The 22,506-nt window shown below is 33.0% G+C and carries 18 protein-coding genes; 17 read left to right on the forward strand and 1 reads right to left on the reverse strand.

Annotation, left to right across the window (positions count from 1 at the left end):
* Nucleotides 1-5 precede the first annotated feature (5 nt).
* The 13 genes from sprA to BXU10_RS10420 all read left to right on the forward strand — a co-directional run bounded on the left by sprA (nt 6) and on the right by BXU10_RS10420 (nt 16,471).
* Entirely contained in the window at nt 6-7,274 is a 7,269-nt protein-coding gene (gene sprA, locus BXU10_RS10360) for a cell surface protein SprA (protein WP_078227261.1), read from the forward strand.
* An 85-nt stretch (nt 7,275-7,359) separates the two neighbouring features.
* A complete protein-coding gene (gene gcvH / locus BXU10_RS10365) occupies nt 7,360-7,740 on the forward strand; it encodes a glycine cleavage system protein GcvH (RefSeq protein ID WP_078227262.1) in 381 nt (126 codons plus the stop codon).
* Nucleotides 7,733-8,116 carry a VanZ family protein gene (locus tag BXU10_RS10370; protein WP_078227263.1) on the forward strand — a complete coding sequence of 128 codons (384 nt, stop codon included), beginning with the start codon at nt 7,733-7,735 and terminating at the stop codon, nt 8,114-8,116. Before gcvH ends, BXU10_RS10370 begins: the two co-directional genes overlap by 8 nt.
* Before the next feature lie 116 nt (nt 8,117-8,232).
* The gene (gene deoC, locus BXU10_RS10375; protein WP_078227264.1) at nt 8,233-8,976 is read left to right on the forward strand and encodes a deoxyribose-phosphate aldolase; all 744 of its coding nucleotides are present in this window, start codon (nt 8,233-8,235) and stop codon (nt 8,974-8,976) included.
* Entirely contained in the window at nt 8,976-11,114 is a 2,139-nt protein-coding gene (locus tag BXU10_RS10380; protein WP_123921976.1) for an energy transducer TonB, read from the forward strand. Before deoC ends, BXU10_RS10380 begins: the two co-directional genes overlap by 1 nt.
* Before the next feature lie 155 nt (nt 11,115-11,269).
* Nucleotides 11,270-12,172 (forward strand): heme o synthase, encoded by a 903-nt coding sequence (cyoE, locus tag BXU10_RS10385; protein WP_078227265.1) that lies wholly within the window; start codon nt 11,270-11,272, stop codon nt 12,170-12,172.
* 2 nt (nt 12,173-12,174) lie between these two features.
* Nucleotides 12,175-12,762, forward strand: a complete 588-nt coding sequence (locus BXU10_RS10390) for a cytochrome c oxidase subunit 3 (protein ID WP_078227266.1) — start codon at nt 12,175-12,177, stop codon at nt 12,760-12,762.
* A 42-nt stretch (nt 12,763-12,804) separates the two neighbouring features.
* Nucleotides 12,805-13,791, forward strand: a complete 987-nt coding sequence (locus BXU10_RS10395) for a cytochrome c oxidase subunit 3 (RefSeq protein ID WP_078227267.1) — start codon at nt 12,805-12,807, stop codon at nt 13,789-13,791.
* 18 nt (nt 13,792-13,809) lie between these two features.
* Nucleotides 13,810-14,160: a cytochrome C oxidase subunit IV family protein gene (locus tag BXU10_RS10400; RefSeq protein ID WP_031454438.1), complete on the forward strand. Its 351-nt coding sequence runs from the start codon at nt 13,810-13,812 to the stop codon at nt 14,158-14,160.
* A 78-nt stretch (nt 14,161-14,238) separates the two neighbouring features.
* Nucleotides 14,239-14,895: a hypothetical protein gene (locus BXU10_RS10405; protein WP_078227268.1), complete on the forward strand. Its 657-nt coding sequence runs from the start codon at nt 14,239-14,241 to the stop codon at nt 14,893-14,895.
* Nucleotides 14,896-14,906: 11 nt separating this feature from the next.
* A complete protein-coding gene (locus BXU10_RS10410) occupies nt 14,907-15,596 on the forward strand; it encodes an SCO family protein (RefSeq protein WP_078227269.1) in 690 nt (229 codons plus the stop codon).
* A gap of 1 nt (nt 15,597) precedes the next feature.
* Complete coding sequence (locus BXU10_RS10415; protein WP_078227270.1) at nt 15,598-16,179, forward strand: DUF420 domain-containing protein; 582 nt, start codon at nt 15,598-15,600, stop codon at nt 16,177-16,179.
* A complete protein-coding gene (locus tag BXU10_RS10420) occupies nt 16,172-16,471 on the forward strand; it encodes a hypothetical protein (protein WP_078227271.1) in 300 nt (99 codons plus the stop codon). Before BXU10_RS10415 ends, BXU10_RS10420 begins: the two co-directional genes overlap by 8 nt.
* A 13-nt stretch (nt 16,472-16,484) precedes the next feature.
* On the opposite strand, the gene BXU10_RS10425 is transcribed toward BXU10_RS10420, so the two are convergent.
* Nucleotides 16,485-17,891, reverse strand: coding sequence for a DUF4403 family protein (locus BXU10_RS10425; RefSeq protein ID WP_078227272.1), 1,407 nt, complete (start codon nt 17,889-17,891; stop codon nt 16,485-16,487).
* 173 nt (nt 17,892-18,064) lie between these two features.
* Here BXU10_RS10425 and BXU10_RS10430 point away from each other — a divergent pair, with 173 nt between their 5' ends.
* From BXU10_RS10430 to BXU10_RS10445, 4 genes are read left to right on the forward strand one after another with little or no spacing between them, the layout of a single operon-like run.
* On the forward strand, nt 18,065-18,766 hold the full coding sequence (locus tag BXU10_RS10430) for an ABC transporter ATP-binding protein (protein ID WP_031454444.1): 702 nt from the start codon (nt 18,065-18,067) through the stop codon (nt 18,764-18,766).
* A complete protein-coding gene (locus tag BXU10_RS10435; protein WP_031454445.1) occupies nt 18,759-20,003 on the forward strand; it encodes an ABC transporter permease in 1,245 nt (414 codons plus the stop codon). Before BXU10_RS10430 ends, BXU10_RS10435 begins: the two co-directional genes overlap by 8 nt.
* A 2-nt stretch (nt 20,004-20,005) precedes the next feature.
* Nucleotides 20,006-21,271 carry an ABC transporter permease gene (locus BXU10_RS10440; protein ID WP_078227273.1) on the forward strand — a complete coding sequence of 422 codons (1,266 nt, stop codon included), beginning with the start codon at nt 20,006-20,008 and terminating at the stop codon, nt 21,269-21,271.
* Nucleotides 21,272-21,307: 36 nt separating this feature from the next.
* Entirely contained in the window at nt 21,308-22,429 is a 1,122-nt protein-coding gene (locus BXU10_RS10445; protein ID WP_078227274.1) for an efflux RND transporter periplasmic adaptor subunit, read from the forward strand.
* Nucleotides 22,430-22,506: the final 77 nt, after the last annotated feature.

Here is a 22,506-nt window from a genome sequence, read left to right on the forward strand (position 1 = left end):
ATTGTATGCGTAAAATTTTACTTTTTTTACTGGTTTTATTTTGTGGCAATGCTTTGCATGCTCAGGTAAATCCAACAATTCAGGATACTACAAAAACAGGATTTTCTGTAGGTAAATTAGAGCTTGAGAATCCTCCAAGTATACTTACTGCATACAGATATGACCCTATCACAGATCGGTATATTTATTCGAGTACAGTAGATGGTTTTTCGATTAATTATCCTCTTGTTTTAACTCCAAAAGAATACGAAGATTTACTTCTAAAAGAATCAAGAAGAGATTATTTTAGAAAAAAAATGATTGCTGTTGATGGTAAAAAAGCCGGGAGCGAAGAAGCTAAAAAAGATTTATTGCCAAGATATTATGTTAACTCGAGCTTTTTTGAATCTATTTTTGGGAGTAATACAATTGATGTAAAGCCTACTGGTTCAGTTGAAATGGATTTGGGATTGCGATATAGTAAGCAAGACAATCCGTCATTTTCTCCAAGAAACAGATCAAGCCTCACTTTTGATTTTGATCAAAGAATTAGCATGAGTCTGATGGGAAAAGTAGGGACCAGATTAGAGGTAAATGCCAACTATGACACTCAATCTACATTTGCATTCCAAAACTTATTCAAACTTGCCTATACGCCCACAGAAGACGATATTGTGCAAAAAGTAGAAGTTGGTAATGTTAGCATGCCATTAAATAGCACTTTGATTCGTGGAGCGCAGAGTTTGTTTGGTGTTAAAGCACAATTGCAATTTGGAAAAACAACCTTTACGGGAGTTTTTTCTGAGCAAAAGTCACAAACAAAAAGTATAGTAGCTGAAGGAGGTGGAACAATTCAGAATTTTGATTTGTATGCACTGGATTATGATAACGATAGGCACTTCTTTTTATCACAATATTTTAGAAATAAATATGATGCTTCATTAAGAAATTATCCTTTTATTGATAGCAAGGTTCAGATTACAAGGTTGGAGATTTGGGTAACAAACAAGCAAAATCGTGTGAGTACAACAAGCAATAACTTGCGAAATGTTATTGCACTTCAGGATTTAGGAGAAGCTCAAATCACAGGAATTCCTGACAATGAAATTGTAGTGACAACATCCGCAAATCTTTTTGTCAAGCCTATAGATTCACCAACCGATAATGGTAATAACAAATATGATCCGGCAGCTATTGGTAACGGAGGATATTTGAATCAGAATATTAGAGAAATTGTAACAGCGAAAAATGGTTTTAATAACCCGGACGACCCTAATATTACTGAAGGTAGAGATTATTCGGTATTAGAAAACGCAAGAAAGCTAACGTCTACAGAATATACATTTAATCCTCAGTTAGGTTATATTTCCTTACAGCAGCGCTTGGCTAATGATGAAATTTTAGCAGTTGCTTATGAATATACTGTTGGTGGAGAGATATATCAGGTAGGAGAGTTTGGTAGTGACGGGGTTGATGGGACAGTTGTAACAGGAAGTGCTCAGAATAATAATCAGGCTGTTATTACTCAAAGTTTGATTTTGAAAATGCTGAAAAGCAGTTTGACAAATGTTAATAATCCAGTATGGAATTTGATGATGAAAAATATCTATCAAATACCGGGTGCTTATCAGATAAAACAGGATGATTTTAGATTCAATATTCTTTACACAGATCCTTCGCCTATCAATTACATTAAGCCGGTTGACGGAACTACTTTTCCAACAACTTTTCCTGTTACAGATACGCCGTTATTGAAAGTTTTTAATTTAGATAAATTAAATTACAATAACGATCCGCAAGCCGGAGGTGACGGTTTCTTCGATTATCTTCAGGGAATCACTTTTGATGCTCAAAACGGACGTATTATTTTTACTACCAAAGAGCCTTTTGGAAAGTTACTATTTGATAAATTAAATACGGGAACAGCGGGAGAAAATTATGACATACCTTCTACTTATAACGCGAATCAAAAGAAATATGTGTTTCAAAGCATGTATAAGACAACACAGTCAGGTGCTTTACAGGACAGCGATAAAAACAAGTTTTTATTAAGAGGAAAATATAAATCATCAGGCAGCGATGGAATTCCTATTGGTGCTTTTAACGTTCCGCAAGGTTCAGTAGTCGTTACCGCTGGAGGAAGAGTTTTGGTTGAAGGAATTGATTATAGTGTCGATTATCAGTTAGGAAGAGTGCAGATTTTAGATGCATCTTTACAGGCGTCCAATACACCAATAGAGGTTTCGTTAGAGAATAATTCGGTCTTCGGTCAACAGACCAGAAGGTTTATGGGAATCAATATTGAACATAAAATTTCTGATAAATTTGTTATTGGTGGTACGTATTTAAAAATGACCGAAAAACCGTTTACTCAAAAATCGAGTTATGGTCAGGAATCTGTAAATAATACGATTTTTGGATTTAATGGAAATTATTCAACTGAAATTCCGTTTTTTACAAGATTAGTAAATAAACTACCTAACATAGATACAGATGTTCCTTCAAGCCTTTCGATAAGAGGGGAAGTAGCTTTCTTAAAACCCGATGCACCAAAAGCAAGCGATTTTGAAGGAGAGGCAACAATATATGTGGATGATTTTGAGGGTTCACAGTCAACCATTGACATGCGATCTGCTTATGCCTGGAGTTTAGCTTCAACACCATTTATTAATGATTCAAATGATAATACTTTTGGAGCTTCAAACACTAATTTGGACTATGGGTATAAAAGGGCTAAACTGGCATGGTATTCTATAGATCCAATTTTTTATACTCAAAAACCATCCGGAATATCAAATGACGATTTGTCTTTAAATACTACCAGAAGAATTTACAGCAAAGAATTATATCCTAATACTGATATCGCTCAAGGACAATTACAGGTAATTAATACACTTGATTTGAGTTATTATCCTTCAGAGAGAGGGCCCTATAACAATAATCCAGATTTTGGGACAGATCCGGTAAATGGTAATTTTGGTGGAATTATGCGTTCTTTAAATTCAACCAATTTTGAGCAAAGCAATGTCGAGTTTATCCAGTTTTGGATGTTGGATCCTTATTATGAAGGAAATGGCGCAGTCCAGCCTTCCAATACGGGTAAAATTTATTTTAACTTAGGAGAGATTTCAGAAGATGTTTTAAAAGACGGAAGAAAGCAATATGAAAACGGATTGGGACCTGATCAGATACTAGTTACACCTAAGCCAATTTGGGGGGATGTTCCTGCTTCTCAATCACTAATTTATGCTTTTGATAATAATGCAGGAAACAGGACTAATCAGGATGTAGGTTTGGATGGTTTGCCGGATTCTAAAGAATCTACAGTTTATACTAACTATTCAGCAGCAGAAGATCCTGCAGCAGATAATTATACTTATTTTTTAAATTCAGACGGAGGCGTTCTGGACCGTTATAAAAAATACAATGGCGTTGAAGGAAACTCCGCTGTAGACATAAACAATGCTAACAGAGCATCTACAACACTGCCTGATGTCGAAGATATTAATCGTGACAATACCATGAATACCATTAATGCTTATTATGAGTATAGCATAGATATGAAGCCAGGTATGGCTGTTGGACAAAATTATATTACTGATGATAGAATAGTAAATGATGTTCCATTGCCTAATGGTACAACTACTACAGCAAGATGGATTCAGTTTAAAATACCGGTCTCAGAATATAAAAATAGAATTGGAAGTATTTCAGATTTTAGATCTATCCGTTTTATGAGAATGTTTATGACTGGATTTAACGATCAGATTACGGTACGTTTTGGGGCATTGGATTTGGTTAGAGGTGAATGGAGAAGGTTTGATGGTACTCTGGATGTAGCTGATACAAACCCGAAGGATGACGGAACTGTTTTTGAAGTACAGGCAGTTAATATTCAGGAAAACAGTACAAAATCTCCGGTAAATTATGTTATGCCACCAAATGTTCAAAGGGAACAGCTGTTTAATAATAATACTGTAATTAATCAAAATGAACAGTCATTAGCATTACGTGTATCAGGGAACGGTTTGGAAGGACAGGATTCAAGGGCTGCTTTTAAAAATGTAAGTCTTGATATGCGTCAGTACAAAAAACTGAAGATGTTTCTTCACGCTGAATCATTAAAAGGAGAGGTTGTTCTTGATGATAATGAAATGGTTGCATTTATTCGTTTTGGAAATGATTTTACAGAAAACTTTTATCAGATTGAAATACCATTAAAAGCAACTCAATTTATTGAAAACGGTCCTACCGATATAAATCCGGATTTGGTCTGGCCGGCAGAAAACGAAATGAATTTAGCTCTTGCTCTATTGACTAAAATGAAAATTAAGGGAATGAGTGTTGACATGAACTCTCCTAAGCGCGATATCAACGGAATCTATTATCCGGATAATGATCCTGATTTAATTTTAGAAGGAGGTGATGGTGACAGTAAATTAAAACTGGGGATAAAAGGTAATCCTAATTTTGGTTTAGTCCGAAATTTAATGGTAGGAGTTAAAAATGATAACAGTGGTGATATTGGTAATGCTAATGAAAAGAAGATAAAAGGAGAGGTTTGGTTTAATGAACTTCGATTATCTGATATGGATAATAAAGGCGGAATGGCAGCAATTTTAAGTATTGATACCAACATGGCTGATTTTGCTACAGTTTCGGCAACAGGGCGAAAAAGCACCATTGGTTTTGGATCTATTGAAGAAGGAGCAAATGAAAGGGATCGTGAAGATATCCAGCAGTATAATATTGTTACGAATTTGAACTTAGGAAAATTATTACCGCCGAAATGGGGTATAAATCTTCCATTTAATTATGCAATAGGAGAAGAAATAATCACACCGGAATATGATCCTTTTAACCAGGATATTAAATTGGAACAGTTGTTAAACGAAACAACAGATCAGACTCAAAAAGATATTTACAAAAATAGAGCAATAGATTATACCAAGCGAAAAAGCATTAATTTTATTGGCGTTAGAAAAGACAGATCCCAAGAGCAAAAACCACATGTTTATGATGTAGAGAATTTTACTTTTTCTCAATCCTACAATCAGGTGGAGCGTCATGATTATGAAATAGAGGAATATCAAGACCAACTGTCAAATTCATCTGTAAACTATGCTTATACGTTTCAGCCAAAAGAAGTAGTGCCTTTTAAGCAGACTAAATTCATGAAAAAAAGTGAGTATTGGAAACTGTTAAGTGATTTTAATTTTAATTACCTGCCTTCTAATATTTCATTCAATACAAATATAATAAGACAGAGCAATAGCCAACAATTCAGGCAGGTACAAGATGTGCCGGGAATTGGTTTAGAAACTCTTTACAGAAGAAACTTTGCGTATAATTATCAATATGGATTTGCATTTAATCTGACTAAATCTTTAAGGCTAAACTATACAGCTTCATCAAACAATATTGTCAAAAATTATCTGAATGATGATAATACCCCAAAAGACGATTTTAATTTTTGGGATGATTATTTTAATATTGGAATACCAAATCAACATACACAGCAATTAATCTTAAATTATGATATCCCAATCAATAAATTACCGATTTTTAGTTTTGTAAAAGCAAATTATTCCTATACCGCTGATTATAACTGGCAACGTTCTTCATCTGCTATGTCTGGACTTGAAGTAGAAAATCCTGATGGATCGATTACAGTCAATAATCTAGGAAATACGATTCAAAATGCAAATTCAAATACGCTAAATACAACTTTTAATATGACAACGTTGTACAAGTATTTAGGATTAACACCAGGAGTAAAAAAGGCTGCTAAGCCAAAAACTACAGCAGTTCCAAAACCTGGAGAGAAAATAGTAAATACTAATAAAACAGTTGCAACGAGCAGACCTTTTTATGATGGGTTGATTGGTGTTTTAACGAGTGTAAAAAATATTCAGGTAAATTATACAGAGAATAGTGGTACCGTTTTACCCGGCTATACACCAAGTATTGGATTTTTAGGAACGTCTAAGCCAAGTTTAGGTTTTATTTTTGGAAGTCAGGATGACGTACGTTATGAATCTGCTAAAAACGGTTGGCTGACCACTTCGGATAAGTTCAATCAAAATTTCACCCAAGTAAATACTAAGGCACTAAAGATAACGGCTAATCTTGATTTGTTTCCGGATTTAAAAATAGATTTAACCATGGACAGATCCTATTCTGAAAATTCTTCAGAACAGTATAGCGTTACCAATGGTCAATATGAATCTCTGTCGCCTTATACATATGGAATGTTTTCAATTTCAACTGTATTAATCAAAACAGCATTTTCTGCAAGTGATGAAAATGTATCAGCAGCTTTTGATGATTTTAGAAGTAATCGTTTGATTATAGCAAATCGTTTGGCAGGAGATTATTACGGAGCTGATGCCATTCCGAGATATGGTGACGCTGCAAACCCAATTCCAGCACCTTCTACAGATCCGAATAGCGATCCTGAAAAAAGTAAGAGAGATCTCTATACAGCAAATGCAGGATATCCAATTGGATTTGGAAAAAGTAATCAGGCTGTTTTATTGCCTGCTTTCTTAGCTGCTTATTCTGGAACGGATGCCTCAAAAACTTCTACAGGAATTTTTAGAAATTTTCCTATTCCAAACTGGAGTATAAAATATAATGGATTGATGCGTTACAAATATTTCAAAGACAGGTTTAAACGCTTTTCTTTGCAGCATAATTACAGAGCTTCCTACACAATTAATCAATTCAGATCAAATTTTGATTATAATGAAAATCCAGATGGCACGGATGTAAATGGTAATTTCTTCAATAAGACGATCATGTCAAATGTGAATTTGGTTGAACAGTTTAGTCCGTTGGTTCGTGTTGATTTTGAATTAAAAGGATCTTTAAGAGTGCTTACGGAAGTTAAAAAAGACAGAGCTTTATCAATGAGTTTTGATAATAATTTATTGACAGAAGTAAAAGGTATTGAGTATGTTGTTGGTTTAGGATATCGCTTTAAAGATGTTATTTTTTCATCCACTTTAGCAGATAATCCTACCGGAATTATAAAAAGTGATATTAATATCAAAGCAGATTTCTCTTATAGAAATAACCAGACTCTGGTTCGATATTTGGATTATGACAATAATCAATTGGCAGCCGGTCAAAATATATGGTCATTAAAACTTACTGCTGATTATGCATTCAGCAAGAATCTTACCGCCATATTCTATTATGACCACTCCTTTTCGAAAGCAGTAATTTCTACATCATTTCCGTTAACTAATATTCGTTCAGGATTTACAATTCGATATAATTTCGGAAATTAATTTTGTGATTATAAACTAATTTTCATTAGAAGATTGTTACATTTGTTGCTTTAAAATTAAATTATCAATTTTCAAACATAGTATTATGAGCATACCAGCAAATTTAAAGTATACAAAAGATCACGAATGGGTTAGCATCGAAGGAGATGTTGCAACAGTAGGAATTACTCATTTTGCTCAAAAAGAATTAGGGGATATTGTGTATGTTGAAGTAGAAACTTTAGATCAGACATTAGATAAAGATGAAGTTTTTGGAACTGTTGAAGCTGTAAAAACAGTTTCTGATTTGTTTTTGCCTTTAACTGGAGAAATCATTGCTTTTAATGAAGATTTAGAAAGCACACCTGAAAGCGTAAATTCGGATCCATACGGAGCCGGATGGATGATTAAAATAAAAATTGCTAACGCTGCAGAGATTGACTCATTGTTATCAGATGAAGCATACAAACAACTGATAGGTGCCTAAACAATTGCTTTTATTGTGGGCTATAGTTTGCTCAGGAATCATTACCTATTTTTGTCTTACAGATTCAAGTAATATCCCGGCAGTAAGTTTTCCCAGTATCGATAAAATAGTGCATTTTTGTTTCCATTTTGGATTTACAATTTCGTGGATCTTGTTTTTTAAAAAAGAATTCAAAGGAAAGACAACAGATGATTATAAAGTGTATTTGATTTCGTTTATATTTTCAGTTTTTTTTGGAATAACCATCGAAATATTGCAAGGTGTTTTTACTAAAACAAGAGCAGCAGATGTAACGGATATTTTAGGTAATGCAATTGGAGCTACAGCGGCTGTTTTTGCGGCAATAGCTTTTAAAAAGCAAATCGATAAAATATAAAATATTAATTCCCACTTCGGTGGGTTTTTTATTTTCAATAAGGCAAGCTTAAAAAAGTATGTCATTTTTTTGAATTTTAAATGTATTTTTGTTGCAATTCTTGTAATTTTAAAATCATGAATGTTAACCAGTATTTAGATTCCACTTACTTAAAAACCGCCTCTCAAACCGGTCTTTCGGAAACAGAAAATGAGATTGTGGTTAAAAATGTAATTGCTGAAGCTATCGTCGAAGGTTTTAAACTGGTTATGGTTCGGCCGGAATATGTGGCTTTAGCTAAAGAAATGATTTTAAAAGCCAATTCTAATCTTGATGTTGGTACTGTTATAGATTTTCCTGAAGGCAAATCTGATATTGAAACAAAAATCAGGGAAGCAAATGAAGCAATAGCGAATGGTGCAGATGATCTTGATTTTGTTTGTAATTACGAAGCGTTTAAAAACGGAGATGTTCAATTAATAAAACAAGAGATTTTAATAGCCACGCAAATAGCATTAGCAAATAATAAAACTGTTAAATGGATTATAGAAGTGGCAGCATTGAATGAAAAAGAAATTATTCAGCTTTCTTCTTTGATAAAAAAAATTGTTATTTCTAATTTTAAAGAGGAAGAATATGCTTCAGTTTTTGTAAAATCATCAACTGGTTTTTATAAAACTAAGGATAATTCTCCAAATGGTGCAACTATTTCTGCAATAATTATGATGTTAGAAAATGCTTCACCGTTACCAATAAAAGCTGCCGGAGGTGTTAAGTCATATGAGGAAGCAATAGAAATGATTCGTTTAGGAGTTAAACGTATCGGAACTTCATCTGCTAAAGCAATTGTAAATGGAGAAAATACCACAAATCAATACTAATGAAAATCAAAAATATTTTGAATAAAAGTTTTTTAACTTTGTGTCTGGCATTATCATCATTTGTTGTTTTAGCTCAGGAAACAAACCAATCTTCTGTAAAGGCGGGTTTTGCAGCTGAGCAGCTTCCTGTTTTTCCTAATTGCGAAAATTTGGTATCTAAACAATTAGAAAATTGTTTTTACAAAGAAGTTCAGGATTTTGTTTATGAGAACTTTGAAATTCCTGAGAATTTAAAACAGACAAATTATAAAGGTGAAGTTAAAGTGTTGTTTGAAGTTGATGCAGATGGTTCTTTTAAAGTGATTTATATCAATGCAGTAAGTGATGATTTAGTTAAAGAGGCTAAACGTGTTTTTAGTAAGTTTCCTAAAATCAAACCTTCCACATATAATGGTGTTGCAACCTATTCTAAATATACTATTTCAATAGATTTGCCATTAAAAAGTTCAGAGCAAATCGCAGCTGAGGCATTGGCTGCTGCAGAAATTTTAAAGCCAATACAAAAGCCAATGACAGAATTGGATAGTATTGTGTATAAAAAATACAACAACCCGGAATTCCAAAGTCATTTGAATATTCCCCTTTCTCATAGTTATTATGCGCAATTTGATGGAGCAATGAATCAGGTTGGCAGTAATAATCATACTGCATCTAAGCCCTATACGTATGCTGAAGTTTCAAAATATTATAATTTAAAAGCGGTAAACGAATCGCTTCAAAAGAAAACTTCAGGCTGGCTAGGAAGAAAATGGTGGAATGAAAATATGGTTCAGATTCAGGGTGAAGATTATTGGTTAGCTTTGAATCCTATTGTTGATTTGCAAATGGGTAAGGCTTCGGACTATGATGGTTCTACCTATGTAAATACCAGAGCTATTAATTTTAGAGGAGGTGTAGGAAAGCAAATCAATTTTACAACTACAATTTTTGAAAGTCAGGGAAGATTTGCCGGTTATTTTAACGATTATGCGAACTCTTTAAAACCTTCGGGAGGGAATCCTGCTATAATTCCAGGCATGGGTATTGCGAAAAAATTTAAAACAGATTCTTATGATTTTCCTTTGGCCGAGGCGAATATAACCTATACTCCAAGTAAATTTTTCGATTTTCAATTGGGCTATGGAAGAAATTTTATTGGTGATGGGTATCGGTCATTGTTAGAAAGTGACGGAGCAAGTCCATATCCTTATTTAAAAATTAATACTACGTTTTGGAAAATAAAATATACCAATACATATATGTGGCTCAAAGATGTTCGTCCAGGTGTTACGGTAGATAAAACGTATGCATCAAAATATATGGCCAACCATTATTTGAGTTGGAACGTTTCAAATAAACTGAATTTAGGTTTTTTTGAATCTGTAGTTTGGACAGATAGTAATAATAGAGGTTTTGATGTGAATTTTGTTAATCCAATTATTTTTTATCGTTCTGTTGAGTTCGCTTCGTCATCAAAAAGTGGAAATGCTCTTTTAGGGTTTACATCTAAATACAAATGGAGTAATCAGATTAATTTGTATGGGCAGTTTTTAATCGATGAATTTTCATTTGGAGATGTAAAAGGGGGAGATAATAGTTGGAAAAACAAATTTGGTTACCAAATAGGGGCTAAATATTTTAACGCTTTTAAAGTAAAAGATTTGCTAATGCAGTTAGAGTATAATCATGTGCGTCCGTATGTGTATTCTCATAGTGCGGTAATAACAAATTACGGTCATAATAATCAAAGTCTTGGTCATCAATGGGGCGGTAATTTTAATGAATTAATTGCAATAGTACGTTACCACAAAGGCCGTTATTATGCTGATGCGAAGCTAACAATTGGAAAAAGAGGGTTTGATTTTGATACAACAGAAGATGGTTATAATTATGGGGGGAATATCTATAAAAGTTATGAAGAAAATCGCCCGTATGATTCTGGTGTAAAAGTAGGTCAGGGTAATAAAACCAGCATTTTTATCGCTGATATTCAAGGAGGATATCTTATAAACCCTATGACTAATTTAAAACTTTTCGGAAGTTTTATTTACAGGAATTTTGATCCAATGCAGAATACTGCAGCTACTTTTTCACAAAATACAACCTGGTTTACTTTAGGACTGCGTTCAGATGTATTTAATTGGTATTTTGATTACTAACATTTAATAAGATTTTTCGAGGAAATTGTGTTAAAGATTTAAAAGACCTTACTTTATAAAGGTTTTATTAGAAAAATCTAATTTTATAGGTCAAAATTCTATAATCTAATTTGTACATTTGCACCACTTAAAAAAATACACAAACAATTACGGTATTGAACGCTACTAAAAATACAATTTCACTTAAATCAATATTTCTGGATTTCAAAGAGATTACCAAAGCTGGTTTAGCAATTAGTGTTTTGTTTTCTTCGATTGCGGGATATTTGTTAGGTGTAAATAGTGAGGATCCTTTTCAATGGAGCGTTTTAGCTGCGTTGATGGTTGGAGGTTACTGTATGGTCGGGGCTTCAAATGCTTTTAATCAGGTAATCGAAAAAGATATTGATTCTTTAATGGAGCGTACCAAAAATCGTCCGGTTCCTTCAGGGCGCATGACTCCAAAAGTAGCTTTGTTTGTAGCAAGTTTATTGACAATTATTGGTGTCGTATTGTTGTATACAATAAATGCAAAGTCGGCAATGTTTGCTGCAATATCTATATTTTTGTACACAAGTCTTTATACGCCTTTAAAAACGGTAACTTCATTATCTGTTTTTGTGGGAGCTTTTCCGGGCGCAATTCCATTTATGTTAGGATGGGTGGCAGCAACAGGAGAATTTGGAATAGAAGCCGGTACATTGTTTTTAATTCAGTTCTTCTGGCAATTTCCGCATTTTTGGGCTATTGGCTGGTTTTTGTATGAAGATTATGAAAGGGCTGGAATCTTTATGCTTCCAACAGGAAAAAAAGATAAAGGAACAGCTTTGCAGGTAATGCTATATACGATATGGTTAATAATAGCTTCTTTATTGCCGGTTTTAGGCTATACAGGGCAATTGTTTATTACACCTATCGCGGCAGTTGTGGTTTTTTTATTGGGATTATGGATGTTGTTTTATGCGGTGCGATTATATCAGCTGCGGACTTCTAAGGCTGCCAGAACATTAATGTTAGTTAGTGTTTCTTATATTTCTTTGTTACAGATTGTATATATAGTAGATAAATTTTTAAGATAGTTATGGAAATGACAATGAAAATAAGTGAAGAACAAGTGCAAAAATCAAAGTCGGCAAAGTTGATTTTATTGTTCGCAATGGTAAGTATGACAATGATGTTTGCCGGATTAACAAGTGCTTTTGTAGTTAGTAAATCAAGAGCAGACTGGTTGAAGGATTTTCAGATGCCAACTGCCTTTTATTGGAGTACATTGGTTATTATTGGTTGTAGCGTTACTTTTTATTTAGCTAAAAAAGCAATTGAAAAAGGAAATAGAAGTGCGACTTCTGCATTTCTTTTAGCAACATTTGCTTTGGGAATTGCTTTTGTAATTTTACAGTTCAGAGGCTTTGGACAAATTATCGAAAGCGGGTATTATATGACAGGACAAGGTAGTTCGATTACTACAACTTTCCTTTATGTTATTGCTCTTATGCACCTCTTGCACTTGGTAGGCGGATTAATTTCACTTTTAATTATAATTTATAATCATTTTAAACAAAAATACAATTCGAGTCAAACTCTTGGTATAGAACTAGGTGCAATGTATTGGCACTTTCTGGACTTATTGTGGGTATTATTATTTTTATTTTTATATTTCTTTAAATAAGAAAAAAACGTAAATTTGGGAACTTTTTAACGAATATCTTTTATGGAAGCGACAGTTACTACTGCAAATAACGACGAAAAAACTTGGGGAGGCGGAGAGCATATCCAGCCATTAGGAGCAAGTTATGGTAAAATGATGATGTGGTTTTTTATCGTATCAGATGCCTTAACATTCTCTGGATTCCTGGCTGCTTATGGTTTTTCAAGATTTAAATTTATTGAAACCTGGCCTTTGGCTGATGAGGTGTTTACTCACTTTCCGTTTATGCACGGTGTTTCGGCTCCGATGTATTACGTAGCCTTAATGACTTTTATTTTGATTTTTTCATCTGTAACAATGGTTTTGGCTGTTGATGCAGGTCACCAATTAAAGAAAACAAAAGTTGCTGTATATATGTTCTTAACTATTATTGGAGGTTTAATTTTCGTTGGTTCTCAGGCCTGGGAATGGAAAAACTTCATAAAAGGAGAATATGGTGCGGTTGAAACTGCTGGAGGAAGTTTATTACAGTTTGTTGATGCAAGCGGTAAAAGAGTAGCTTTGGCTGATTTTGCAGTAAAATTACCAGAGCAAAGAGAGGCTTTGACAAGAAGCCACGCAACCTGGTTTGTTGAAGATGCTGAAACACAACCAACATATACTGTTGCTGAAGTTCAGGCTGGTTTTAAAGCACATCCTGAATTATTAATCAGAACAGAACAGCTTACTGATAAAAAGAAGAAAACAGTACTGACAAGGGTAGAGTCTGAGTCTCGTTTAGGTACTGCAAAATATGTAGTAGAAGGAGCAAACCTGACAAGAAACGAATACGGAAGTAAATTATTTGCTGATTTCTTTTTCTTCATCACAGGATTCCACGGATTCCACGTATTTTCGGGAGTTATTATTAATATCATTATTTTCTTTAATGTGTTATTAGGTACTTACGAGAAAAGAAGAAGCTATGAAATGGTAGAGAAAGTTGGTTTATACTGGCACTTTGTCGATCTGGTTTGGGTATTTGTATTTACAGTTTTCTACTTAGTTTAATTTTAGATTTTAATTATTATGTCACACGAGCACGTATCAAATACAAAAAGAATCTGGTTTGTTTTTGCATTACTATCAGTAGTAACTACAGTAGAAGTTATTTTGGGTATTTTAAAACCTGAATCATTAGAATTTAATCATTTTGTTGGTTTGAACTTGTTAAACTGGATTTTCTATATCCTTACAATTTTCAAAGCATATTATATTGTATGGGCATTTATGCATATGGAAGGTGAAAAAAGCAGCCTTAGATGGTCTGTTGTTTCACCGGTTATCTTCCTTGTTTTATATTTATTGTTTATTCTCTTAACAGAAGGAAATTATATTTATGGGGTTTTTAAAGATTCTACTATTAAATGGAATTTTTAACATGATATTAATTCGAAAAGAAGCTCCGTTTAACGGAGCTTTTTTTATTTTTGTACCTCATTAACTTCCATTGTAACAATGAAAAAAAATATAGTTCTTTTTTCGCTTTTTGTATTGCCAATTGTTGCCTATTTGTTTTTTGCTTCTGGCGTGAATAGTTTTACTACACTTCCTGTAATTACTCCAAAAATTGCTGATTTTGGAAATTGGAAATCTTTAGATAATAAAAAAGTTTCTCTTAATAAAAAAATTACTGTTTTAGGATTTTCAGGATCTGATATTTTAAGCAACCGGGGAAATTATTTTAATTTAAATGAAAAAATTTACAAACGCTATTATGGTTTTGAAGATCTTCAATTTGTAATAGTTTGTCCAATAGGTACGGAAAAGGATGCTCAAAAAGTGGTTGATGCACTTAAACCTTTTACGGATGTTAAAGGGTGGAATTTTATTTTTGCTCCTCCTGCTCAAATTGAAGCTTTTTATAATCAATTACGTTTAAAAGGTAAACTAGATCAAAATCTGGGAACACCTAATGTTTTTATTGTTGATAAAGAAAGAAATCTTAGAGGCAGAAAAGGGGATAACAAAGACAAAAAAGAGGAATATAAAGAAGGTTATAGTACTTTTCATCCGTCTGAATTAAGCAACGAAATGCTGGATGATTTTAAAATAATTTTGTACGAATACCGTGCAGCTCTTAAAAAAAATCATAATGCTACTAAACAATTATAAATTAGAACTGTATGTTTAAAAATAAATCTTATATCGGAATTTCGTTTATCATTTTAATTTTCGGAATTTATGCAGTACCTAAAATTGTAGACAGGATAAAAAATGGCGAAGTCATAAAAGGGGACCGCTTGGATAATGTAGATCAGAAAACTTCAAAAGCAGATACAAAATTAGTAAAAATTGGAGCCGCTCCTAAGTTTGAATTAACTAATCAGGACAATATTAAAATTTCAAATGAGACTTATAAAGGTAAAGTTTATGTATTAGAGTTTTTCTTTACTACGTGTCCATCGATCTGCCCAAAAATGAATCTGAGTATGCTAGAGATTGAAAAAACTTTTTTTGGGAATCCTAACTTTGGAATCGTTTCTATTACGATTGATCCAACTCATGATACTGTAAAAGTTTTAAAAGAGCATAGAGAGCTATTAGGTGTTAAATCATCTACATGGAATTTTCTTACCGGAGATAAAACAACTATCATGGATTTATCCAATAAAGGATTTAATTTGTATGCGGGAGAGAATGTGAAAGTAAATGGTGGTTTTGAACATTCCGGATTATTTGCATTAATTGATAAAGACGGGAATATTCGTTGTCGTAAGGACGATTTCGGAAATCCAATTTTATATTATGACGGCCTGGATAAAAAAGGCGTTAGAGACATTCAGCAAGATATTAAAATATTATTAGAAGAATAAGATGGAAGAGCATTCATTAGAAAAAAAATTCAATAAAATTATAACTATAGTTTCTATTTTAATTCCAACTGTAGTAGGTATTTTATTTGCCGTTAAATTAAAAGACTTCGGAATTAATGTTGAGCCTCTTTCGTTTTTACCCCCAATTTATGCCACTACAAATGGCATTACTGCTGTGGTTTTAGTTTTGGCAGTAATAGCAATTAAAAATGGTAAACAAAAGCTCCATCAGCGTTTAATGACTTTTGCTATTGCTTTATCACTGGCTTTTCTGGTCATGTATGTAGCGTATCATATGACGGCTGAGTCGGTAAAATTGGGAGACCTAAATCATGATGGAATTGTTGATGCTGTAGAAAAAGCGAAAGTGGGAACTGTTAGATTTTTGTATTACTTTATTTTAGGAACTCATATTATATTATCGGTTGCTATTATTCCGTTGGTCTTAATTAGTTATGTGAGGGCTCTTGGGCAACGTTTTGACAGGCATAGAAAAATTGCCAGAATAACATTTCCACTTTGGTTATATGTTGCTGTAACAGGCGTAATTGTTTATTTAATGATTTCTCCTTATTATGCTTAACATACAAAATAGAATAACGAATAAAGAAAATAGAATAGCGTATAGAAGTATAGCTGCGAGTTTGGTCTCAAAGAAATATTTCTATATTCTATTTTCTATATTCTTTTCTCTCACTGCAAATGCTCAATGTGCAATGTGTCGTGCTGCTCTTTCGGGAGAATCAAACATTAAAAAAGCTGAGGCAGTAAATGATGGAATCGTTTATTTAATGGTAATTCCGTATTTGCTTGTAGCTATAATTGGATTTTTAATTTATAGAATGTATCAATCAAAAAGCAAAAAGACCGAATGAATTCGGTCTTTTTTTATTTTAATCCATCAACAGAGACATTCACTGTTCCGTTGATTTTGATAAATGCTATAATGGCCTGATTGGTTAATTGTATTTTGTCAAACTGTATATCTTCCATTTTTCCGTTAATAAAAACACCTGGCATTGGGGAGTAATTTTTAAGATAAGCGGTCATACTTTTTTTACCTTCTTCTAAATTAGGCTGTATTGAATATCTGCAGTTTTCTTCCATTTTTTTCAGGATATAACCTTGAGCAAGCCAGTTTGCTGTTCGCATTAATTTACTTTTCGTATCTAAAACATAATCCAGTTTATCGAAATAAATTTCTTTAGTCTGTGGGTTATATTGGGGAAAACCGTTTAAATAAATGGTTCCGTTTACATATCCTAAAACCTCAAGAGCAATTACCATTTTTCCGTCTTTATGCCAAATTTCAACGTTTTTTACGGTAACTTTTTTACTTCCGGTTCCAAATTCCTGTCCCGCAAAATTTTTAGTCATTATTTTTGAAGCCTCAACATAACTTGATATAGCAGCGATATTAGTTGTAATTTGATTTGGAATTTTGGCTATCGGTTTCAAAACAATTTTAGAGCTATTAAACTTAGATTCAGGTTGTTTTCCAATCAAAGTTTCCATATTGCACTTCATTCCCATATTCAGTAAAAACAAATCGTTTTTGAGTTTTACATTAGTCGAATATACTTCTACCGGAACAATTCGAAGCCAGCTTTCATAAGTTTCGTTCATTTTCAAAGGCGTGCAGATTTTTTCTAAAGCTGATAAAACATTTGGCTTAAAATCCATTGATTCTTCGATTGCCGAATCTATACTTTTTTCAATTTTTGATTTAAAAATAGAAATTGCCGGATTTACTAAATAAGTGATAGGCATGTTTTTTCCAAAAACAGTCATGGTTGGACTTTCGTTCCAGTCAAGAGATTTAAATTCTGTTTTTGTGTTTAGTTTCCAGTTTGTTAAGTTGGCTTCACTTGACAAAGTAATTACGCCATTCAAGTTGAATTCACGTGTGTCGTAAAGTTCGACTCCTAATTTCTTAGTTCCAATTCGGTATTTAATATTTGCTTTTAAAGGCAAAATGGTTTTTATCTTTTTATCTGCGTTTGCCGGATCGTTTTGAATTTTGATTGGAGCCTGTTTCCAGATTTTTATTTCTATGTCATCATCCTCAATATTATTATCTTCGAAAATCAATCCGTTCAAAAGTGTATTGGTTTGATTTTCAACATCTTTTAATTTTACAGTGATCGGTAAATTAATAAAAGATGGATTAGTGTCATAAATTAACGGACTAGCATCATCCGGTTCAGGTTTTAATGTGGCCAGTTTTTTAGATGTAGAGCAGCTAACCAACAATGTTAAGGTTATACAAAGAACTGAAAAAGAAAGAAATTTCATGTGAAGGTTTTTAGTGTGGCAAAATTAAGAAAACTTTTATATTCTTTGAAAAAAGTGTAACAATTAGTCAATTATGTAGTCTTATTCTAAAAGTCAGATAAAATTTATTAACTTTTTATTACCATAAAATACGTAATTAAAATGTTATTATTGTCTTAAAATTCAGCGGTATTATGATTGAAATCAAAGATTTGCATAAATCCTATAAAATGGGAAGTTCAGAATTGCATGTGTTAAAAGGGATAAATTTTAATATAGAAGAAGGAGAACTTGTTGCCATAATGGGATCTTCTGGTTCAGGAAAATCTACACTTCTTAATATTTTAGGAATTCTGGATGAGGCAGATTCAGGAAGTTACATATTAGATAAAACTCCGATAAAAAATCTTAACGAAACAATAGCATCAAAATATCGGAATAAATTTCTGGGATTTGTTTTTCAATCTTTCAATTTAATAAATTATAAGACTGCTCTTGATAATGTAGCTATGCCGTTGTATTATCAAGGAATAAAAAGAAAAGAACGCTACGATATTGCAATGAAATATTTGGAGAAAGTAGGACTGGGGTCTCATTCGCATCATTTACCAAATGAGCTTTCAGGAGGTCAAAAACAACGTGTTGCTATTGCAAGGGCATTGGCATCAAATCCGAAAGTTTTATTGGCAGATGAGCCAACAGGAGCTTTAGATACTAAAACTTCTTATGAGGTTATGGAACTTATACAGGGAATTAATGATGAAGGAAAAACTATTTTAATTGTTACTCATGAGCCTGATATTGCCGCTATGTGCAAAAGAAATGTAGTCCTGAAAGACGGATTAATTATTGACGATAAAAAGGTAGAACAAGTTAGAGCATCATCTTATGTTTAATATTGAACGTTGGCAGGAAATCTTTGAAGCAATCTCCAAAAACAGGTTAAGAACATTTCTTACCGGAATTTCTGTGGCTTCTGGAATTTTTATTTTAGTGATTTTGCTTGGTGCCGGAAAAGGTCTTCAAAATGGAATTGAAAAGCAATTCGAGAATGATGCTAAAGGAATTATTGAAGTTTGGTCAAATGTCACAACCAAAGAATACAAAGGATTAAATCCAGGCAGGCAAATTCAGTTAAGAAACAGTGATTATGATCTTCCTGTTAAAAAATTTGATGAGGAGATTGATAAAAAATCATCTGTTCGTAATACGTGGGGAGGTATTGTGAGTTATGGAAAAGAATCCGGAAATTATCAGTTTAGAGGTATTAGCCCGGATTATTTGTCTCTTGAAAATGGTACTATTATTAAGGGACGTTTCATTAACAATAGTGATATGAAAAATAATGAGAAAGTAGTTGCCATTGGTTTGAAGGTTAAGCAGGATTTGTTTAAAGAGAAAGATCCAATAGGAAAAGAGATTTTAGTCAATAATATAAATTTTAAAGTAATTGGAGTTTTTACAGATCCTTCCGGAGAAAGAGAAGAATCCAGGATTTATATGCCTATGACCACTAATCAGCGTGCTTTTGGTGCAGGTGATAAAATAACCGGTATGCAGTTTGTTTTGAATAAGAAAGCCAATTATGATGAAGCTTTGGCACAGTCAAAAAAATTTACCGAAGATGTCAAAAGGTTATTAAAAGCTAAAAACATTATTGCTCCAAATGACGATAGTGCTATAGGAGTTTATAATTCTGTTGAAGAAGCAAAACAATTTTATGATTTAAATCTTTACATCAGATTGTTCTTTTGGTGGGTTGGTATTTGTACTATTATTGCCGGTGTTGTTGGGGTAAGTAATATTATGCTTATCATTGTAAAAGAAAGAACTAAAGAAATTGGAATCAGAAAAGCGTTAGGAGCATCACCTTTTTCTATTATTTCTATGATACTTCATGAATCTATTTTTATCACCACTATTGCCGGCTTTTCCGGACTATTGGCTAGTTTGTTATTGCTGGAATTTGTTGGGCCAATGGTTCAGAGCGAATATTTCAGAAATCCTGAAGTCGATTTTAGTGTAGCTCTAACAACACTTGTTTTACTTGTATTTGCAGGAGCCATGGCAGGTTTTTTCCCGGCATACAGAGCTGCAAAAATAAAACCTATTGTAGCACTTAGAGACGAATAACTATGTTTAGCAAAGATAATTGGGATGAGATTTTACAGGCTTTAACAGCCAATGTTTTTAGAACAGTCTTAACTGCATTTGGTGTGTTTTGGGGTATATTTATTTTAGTAATATTACTTGCTGCAGGAAATGGATTGGAAAATGGGGTAAAAAAAGGTTTTGACGGAATAGCTACAAACACTATGTTTATGTGGAGTCAGACAACATCAAAAGCATATAAGGGCTTACCAAAAGTACGTCGTTATGATTTTAGAAATAGTGATGTTGCATCTTTAAAAGCAGCTTTTCCGGATTTATTATATGTTTCTCCCCGAAATCAATTGGGTGATTTTAATGGGACAAACAATGTAGTTAGAGGGACAAAAACTTCTGCATTTACCATTTATGGTGATTATCCTGAATTGATAAAGCAGCAACCAATGGATATCACAAAAGGGCGTTTTATAAATCAACAAGACATACTTGAAAGAAGAAAAGTAGCGGTAATTGGAAAAGGTGTTATTACTGAGCTTTATGGAAAAGAAGAAGAAGCTGTTGGGACATATGTAAAAATCAACGGCATTAATTTTATGGTCGTTGGGGTATATAACTCTAAACAACAAGGAGGAAATGCTGAGCAGGAACAAAAAAATATTTTTGTCCCGTTTACAACTTTTCAGCAAGCTTTTAATTATGGAGATAAGGTAGGATGGATGGCGCTTACAGCCAAAGATGAAGCATCTATTACGGCTTTAAAACCACAGATTTTAGAAAAAATAAAAGCACTTCACTCGGTTAATCCTGCTGATGAAAGAGCAGTTGGGAATTTTGATTTATACGAACAGTTTAATAAAGTGCAAAGTCTTTTTAATATTTTAAAAATCATTGCTTATTTTGTAGGAACTTTGGTGTTGATTTCCGGTGTAATCGGTATTTCAAATATTATGCTTATTGTTGTTAAAGAACGTACGAAAGAAATTGGAATTCGGAGAGCTTTGGGTGCTACTCCGGCAGCAGTTAGAGGACAGATTTTATCAGAAGCCATATTTTTAACAATCATTTCAGGTATGTTTGGGATAGCCGTAGCGACCGGAATCATTGCGCTTTTAAACATGGCATTAGATTCAATGCCTCCAAACAGCAATACCATGTTTGCAAACCCAAGTGTAGACTTAGGAGTTGTATTTGTTGCTTTACTAATATTAGTGGGGTCAGGGCTATTAGCGGGTTTTATTCCGGCTCAGATTGCAATAAAAGTAAAGCCCGTTGATGCATTAAGAACAGAATAAAATTATAAATCAAAATAATCGATTAAATAAAAACAAATGAAAAAAGGAATAACTATAACTATTTTAGTTCTTATTACCATTATCTTTTTTGGCGCTTTATATTATTTGTATGCTAAAAACCAGGAATCACCAATTGTTTTTAAAACAGAAAAAGCTGAAATTAAAACGATTGTAAAAAATACTATTGCTACCGGAAATATTCAGCCTGATGAAGAAGTTTTAATCAAACCAAATATCTCAGGTATTATTGAAGCAGTCTATATTAAAGCCGGAGAAAAAATTAAAGCCGGAGATATGATTGCAAAAATTAAGGTTGTTGCAAATGTATCTAATGTTAGCAGTACTCAAAATCAGGTTCAGACAGCTAAAATTGCTTTAGATAATCAGGAGAAGATATACCAAAGACAAAAGACCCTATTTGATAAAGATGTAATTTCTGCTAATGATTTTGACGCAGCACAATTGGCTTATAAGCAGGCTAAACAAAATTATTTGTCTGCAAAACAAAACCTGGATATTGTAAAGACAGGAACAACTGCATCATTAGGAAATTATGCAAATACACTTATTCGTTCTACAGTTAACGGAATGATTTTAGACGTACCGGTGAAAGTAGGGAATCAGGTTATTGAGAGTAATAATTTTAATGAAGGGACGACTATAGCAAGTGTTGCAGATGTTGGAAGAATGATTTTTATTGGAAAGATAGATGAATCTGAAGTTGGAAAAATAAAAGAAAAAATGGCAATCGAAATTACAGTCGGAGCTATAGAAAATAAAAAATTTAATGCAGTTTTAACTTATATAGCTCCAAAAGGAGTAACTGAAAACGGAGCTATTCAATTTGAGATTAAAGCTTCTTTAGAAAATAGAGATGCTACTTTTATCAGAGCTGGTTTAAGTGCAAATGCTTCAATTATTTTGGAAAAGGCAGACAAGGTTTTGGCTATCAAAGAATCATTGGTTCAATTTGACAAAAAAACGCAAAAACCATATGTAGAAGTAGAGACTACTGCTCAAAAATTTCAACGTAAAAATTTGGTTTTAGGAGTTAGTGATGGAATTTATGTTCAGGTTAAGAGCGGGATCAAATCTTCTGATAAAATTAAAATCTGGAATCAGGGATTGATTAGTGAAGGAGAAGGCGAAAAAAAATAATTTGATTTTGTAAAAGATTTTTGGGTTTATAAAATATTAAATTTGCATGGTATCTTTACTCTGCTTTCATTCGAAAT

Origin of the sequence: Flavobacterium sp. LM4, from assembly GCF_002017935.1 — a bacterium.
GTDB lineage: Bacteria > Bacteroidota > Bacteroidia > Flavobacteriales > Flavobacteriaceae > Flavobacterium > Flavobacterium chungangense.

What these genes read in the sequence shown, in the direction of transcription:
- gcvH (WP_078227262.1), top strand. Translation starts at nt 7,360, where the DNA reads ATGAGCATACCAGCAAATTTAAAGTATACAAAAGATCACGAATGGGTT.
- BXU10_RS10425 (WP_078227272.1), bottom strand. Translation starts at nt 17,891, where the DNA reads ATGAAATTTCTTTCTTTTTCAGTTCTTTGTATAACCTTAACATTGTTG.
- BXU10_RS10390 (WP_078227266.1), top strand. Translation starts at nt 12,175, where the DNA reads ATGGAAATGACAATGAAAATAAGTGAAGAACAAGTGCAAAAATCAAAG.
- BXU10_RS10445 (WP_078227274.1), top strand. Translation starts at nt 21,308, where the DNA reads ATGAAAAAAGGAATAACTATAACTATTTTAGTTCTTATTACCATTATC.
- BXU10_RS10415 (WP_078227270.1), top strand. Translation starts at nt 15,598, where the DNA reads ATGGAAGAGCATTCATTAGAAAAAAAATTCAATAAAATTATAACTATA.
- BXU10_RS10380 (WP_123921976.1), top strand. Translation starts at nt 8,976, where the DNA reads ATGAAAATCAAAAATATTTTGAATAAAAGTTTTTTAACTTTGTGTCTG.
- BXU10_RS10405 (WP_078227268.1), top strand. Translation starts at nt 14,239, where the DNA reads ATGAAAAAAAATATAGTTCTTTTTTCGCTTTTTGTATTGCCAATTGTT.
- BXU10_RS10400 (WP_031454438.1), top strand. Translation starts at nt 13,810, where the DNA reads ATGTCACACGAGCACGTATCAAATACAAAAAGAATCTGGTTTGTTTTT.
- BXU10_RS10435 (WP_031454445.1), top strand. Translation starts at nt 18,759, where the DNA reads ATGTTTAATATTGAACGTTGGCAGGAAATCTTTGAAGCAATCTCCAAA.
- BXU10_RS10420 (WP_078227271.1), top strand. Translation starts at nt 16,172, where the DNA reads ATGCTTAACATACAAAATAGAATAACGAATAAAGAAAATAGAATAGCG.
- BXU10_RS10395 (WP_078227267.1), top strand. Translation starts at nt 12,805, where the DNA reads ATGGAAGCGACAGTTACTACTGCAAATAACGACGAAAAAACTTGGGGA.
- BXU10_RS10440 (WP_078227273.1), top strand. Translation starts at nt 20,006, where the DNA reads ATGTTTAGCAAAGATAATTGGGATGAGATTTTACAGGCTTTAACAGCC.
- sprA (WP_078227261.1), top strand. Translation starts at nt 6, where the DNA reads ATGCGTAAAATTTTACTTTTTTTACTGGTTTTATTTTGTGGCAATGCT.
- BXU10_RS10430 (WP_031454444.1), top strand. Translation starts at nt 18,065, where the DNA reads ATGATTGAAATCAAAGATTTGCATAAATCCTATAAAATGGGAAGTTCA.
- deoC (WP_078227264.1), top strand. Translation starts at nt 8,233, where the DNA reads ATGAATGTTAACCAGTATTTAGATTCCACTTACTTAAAAACCGCCTCT.
- BXU10_RS10410 (WP_078227269.1), top strand. Translation starts at nt 14,907, where the DNA reads ATGTTTAAAAATAAATCTTATATCGGAATTTCGTTTATCATTTTAATT.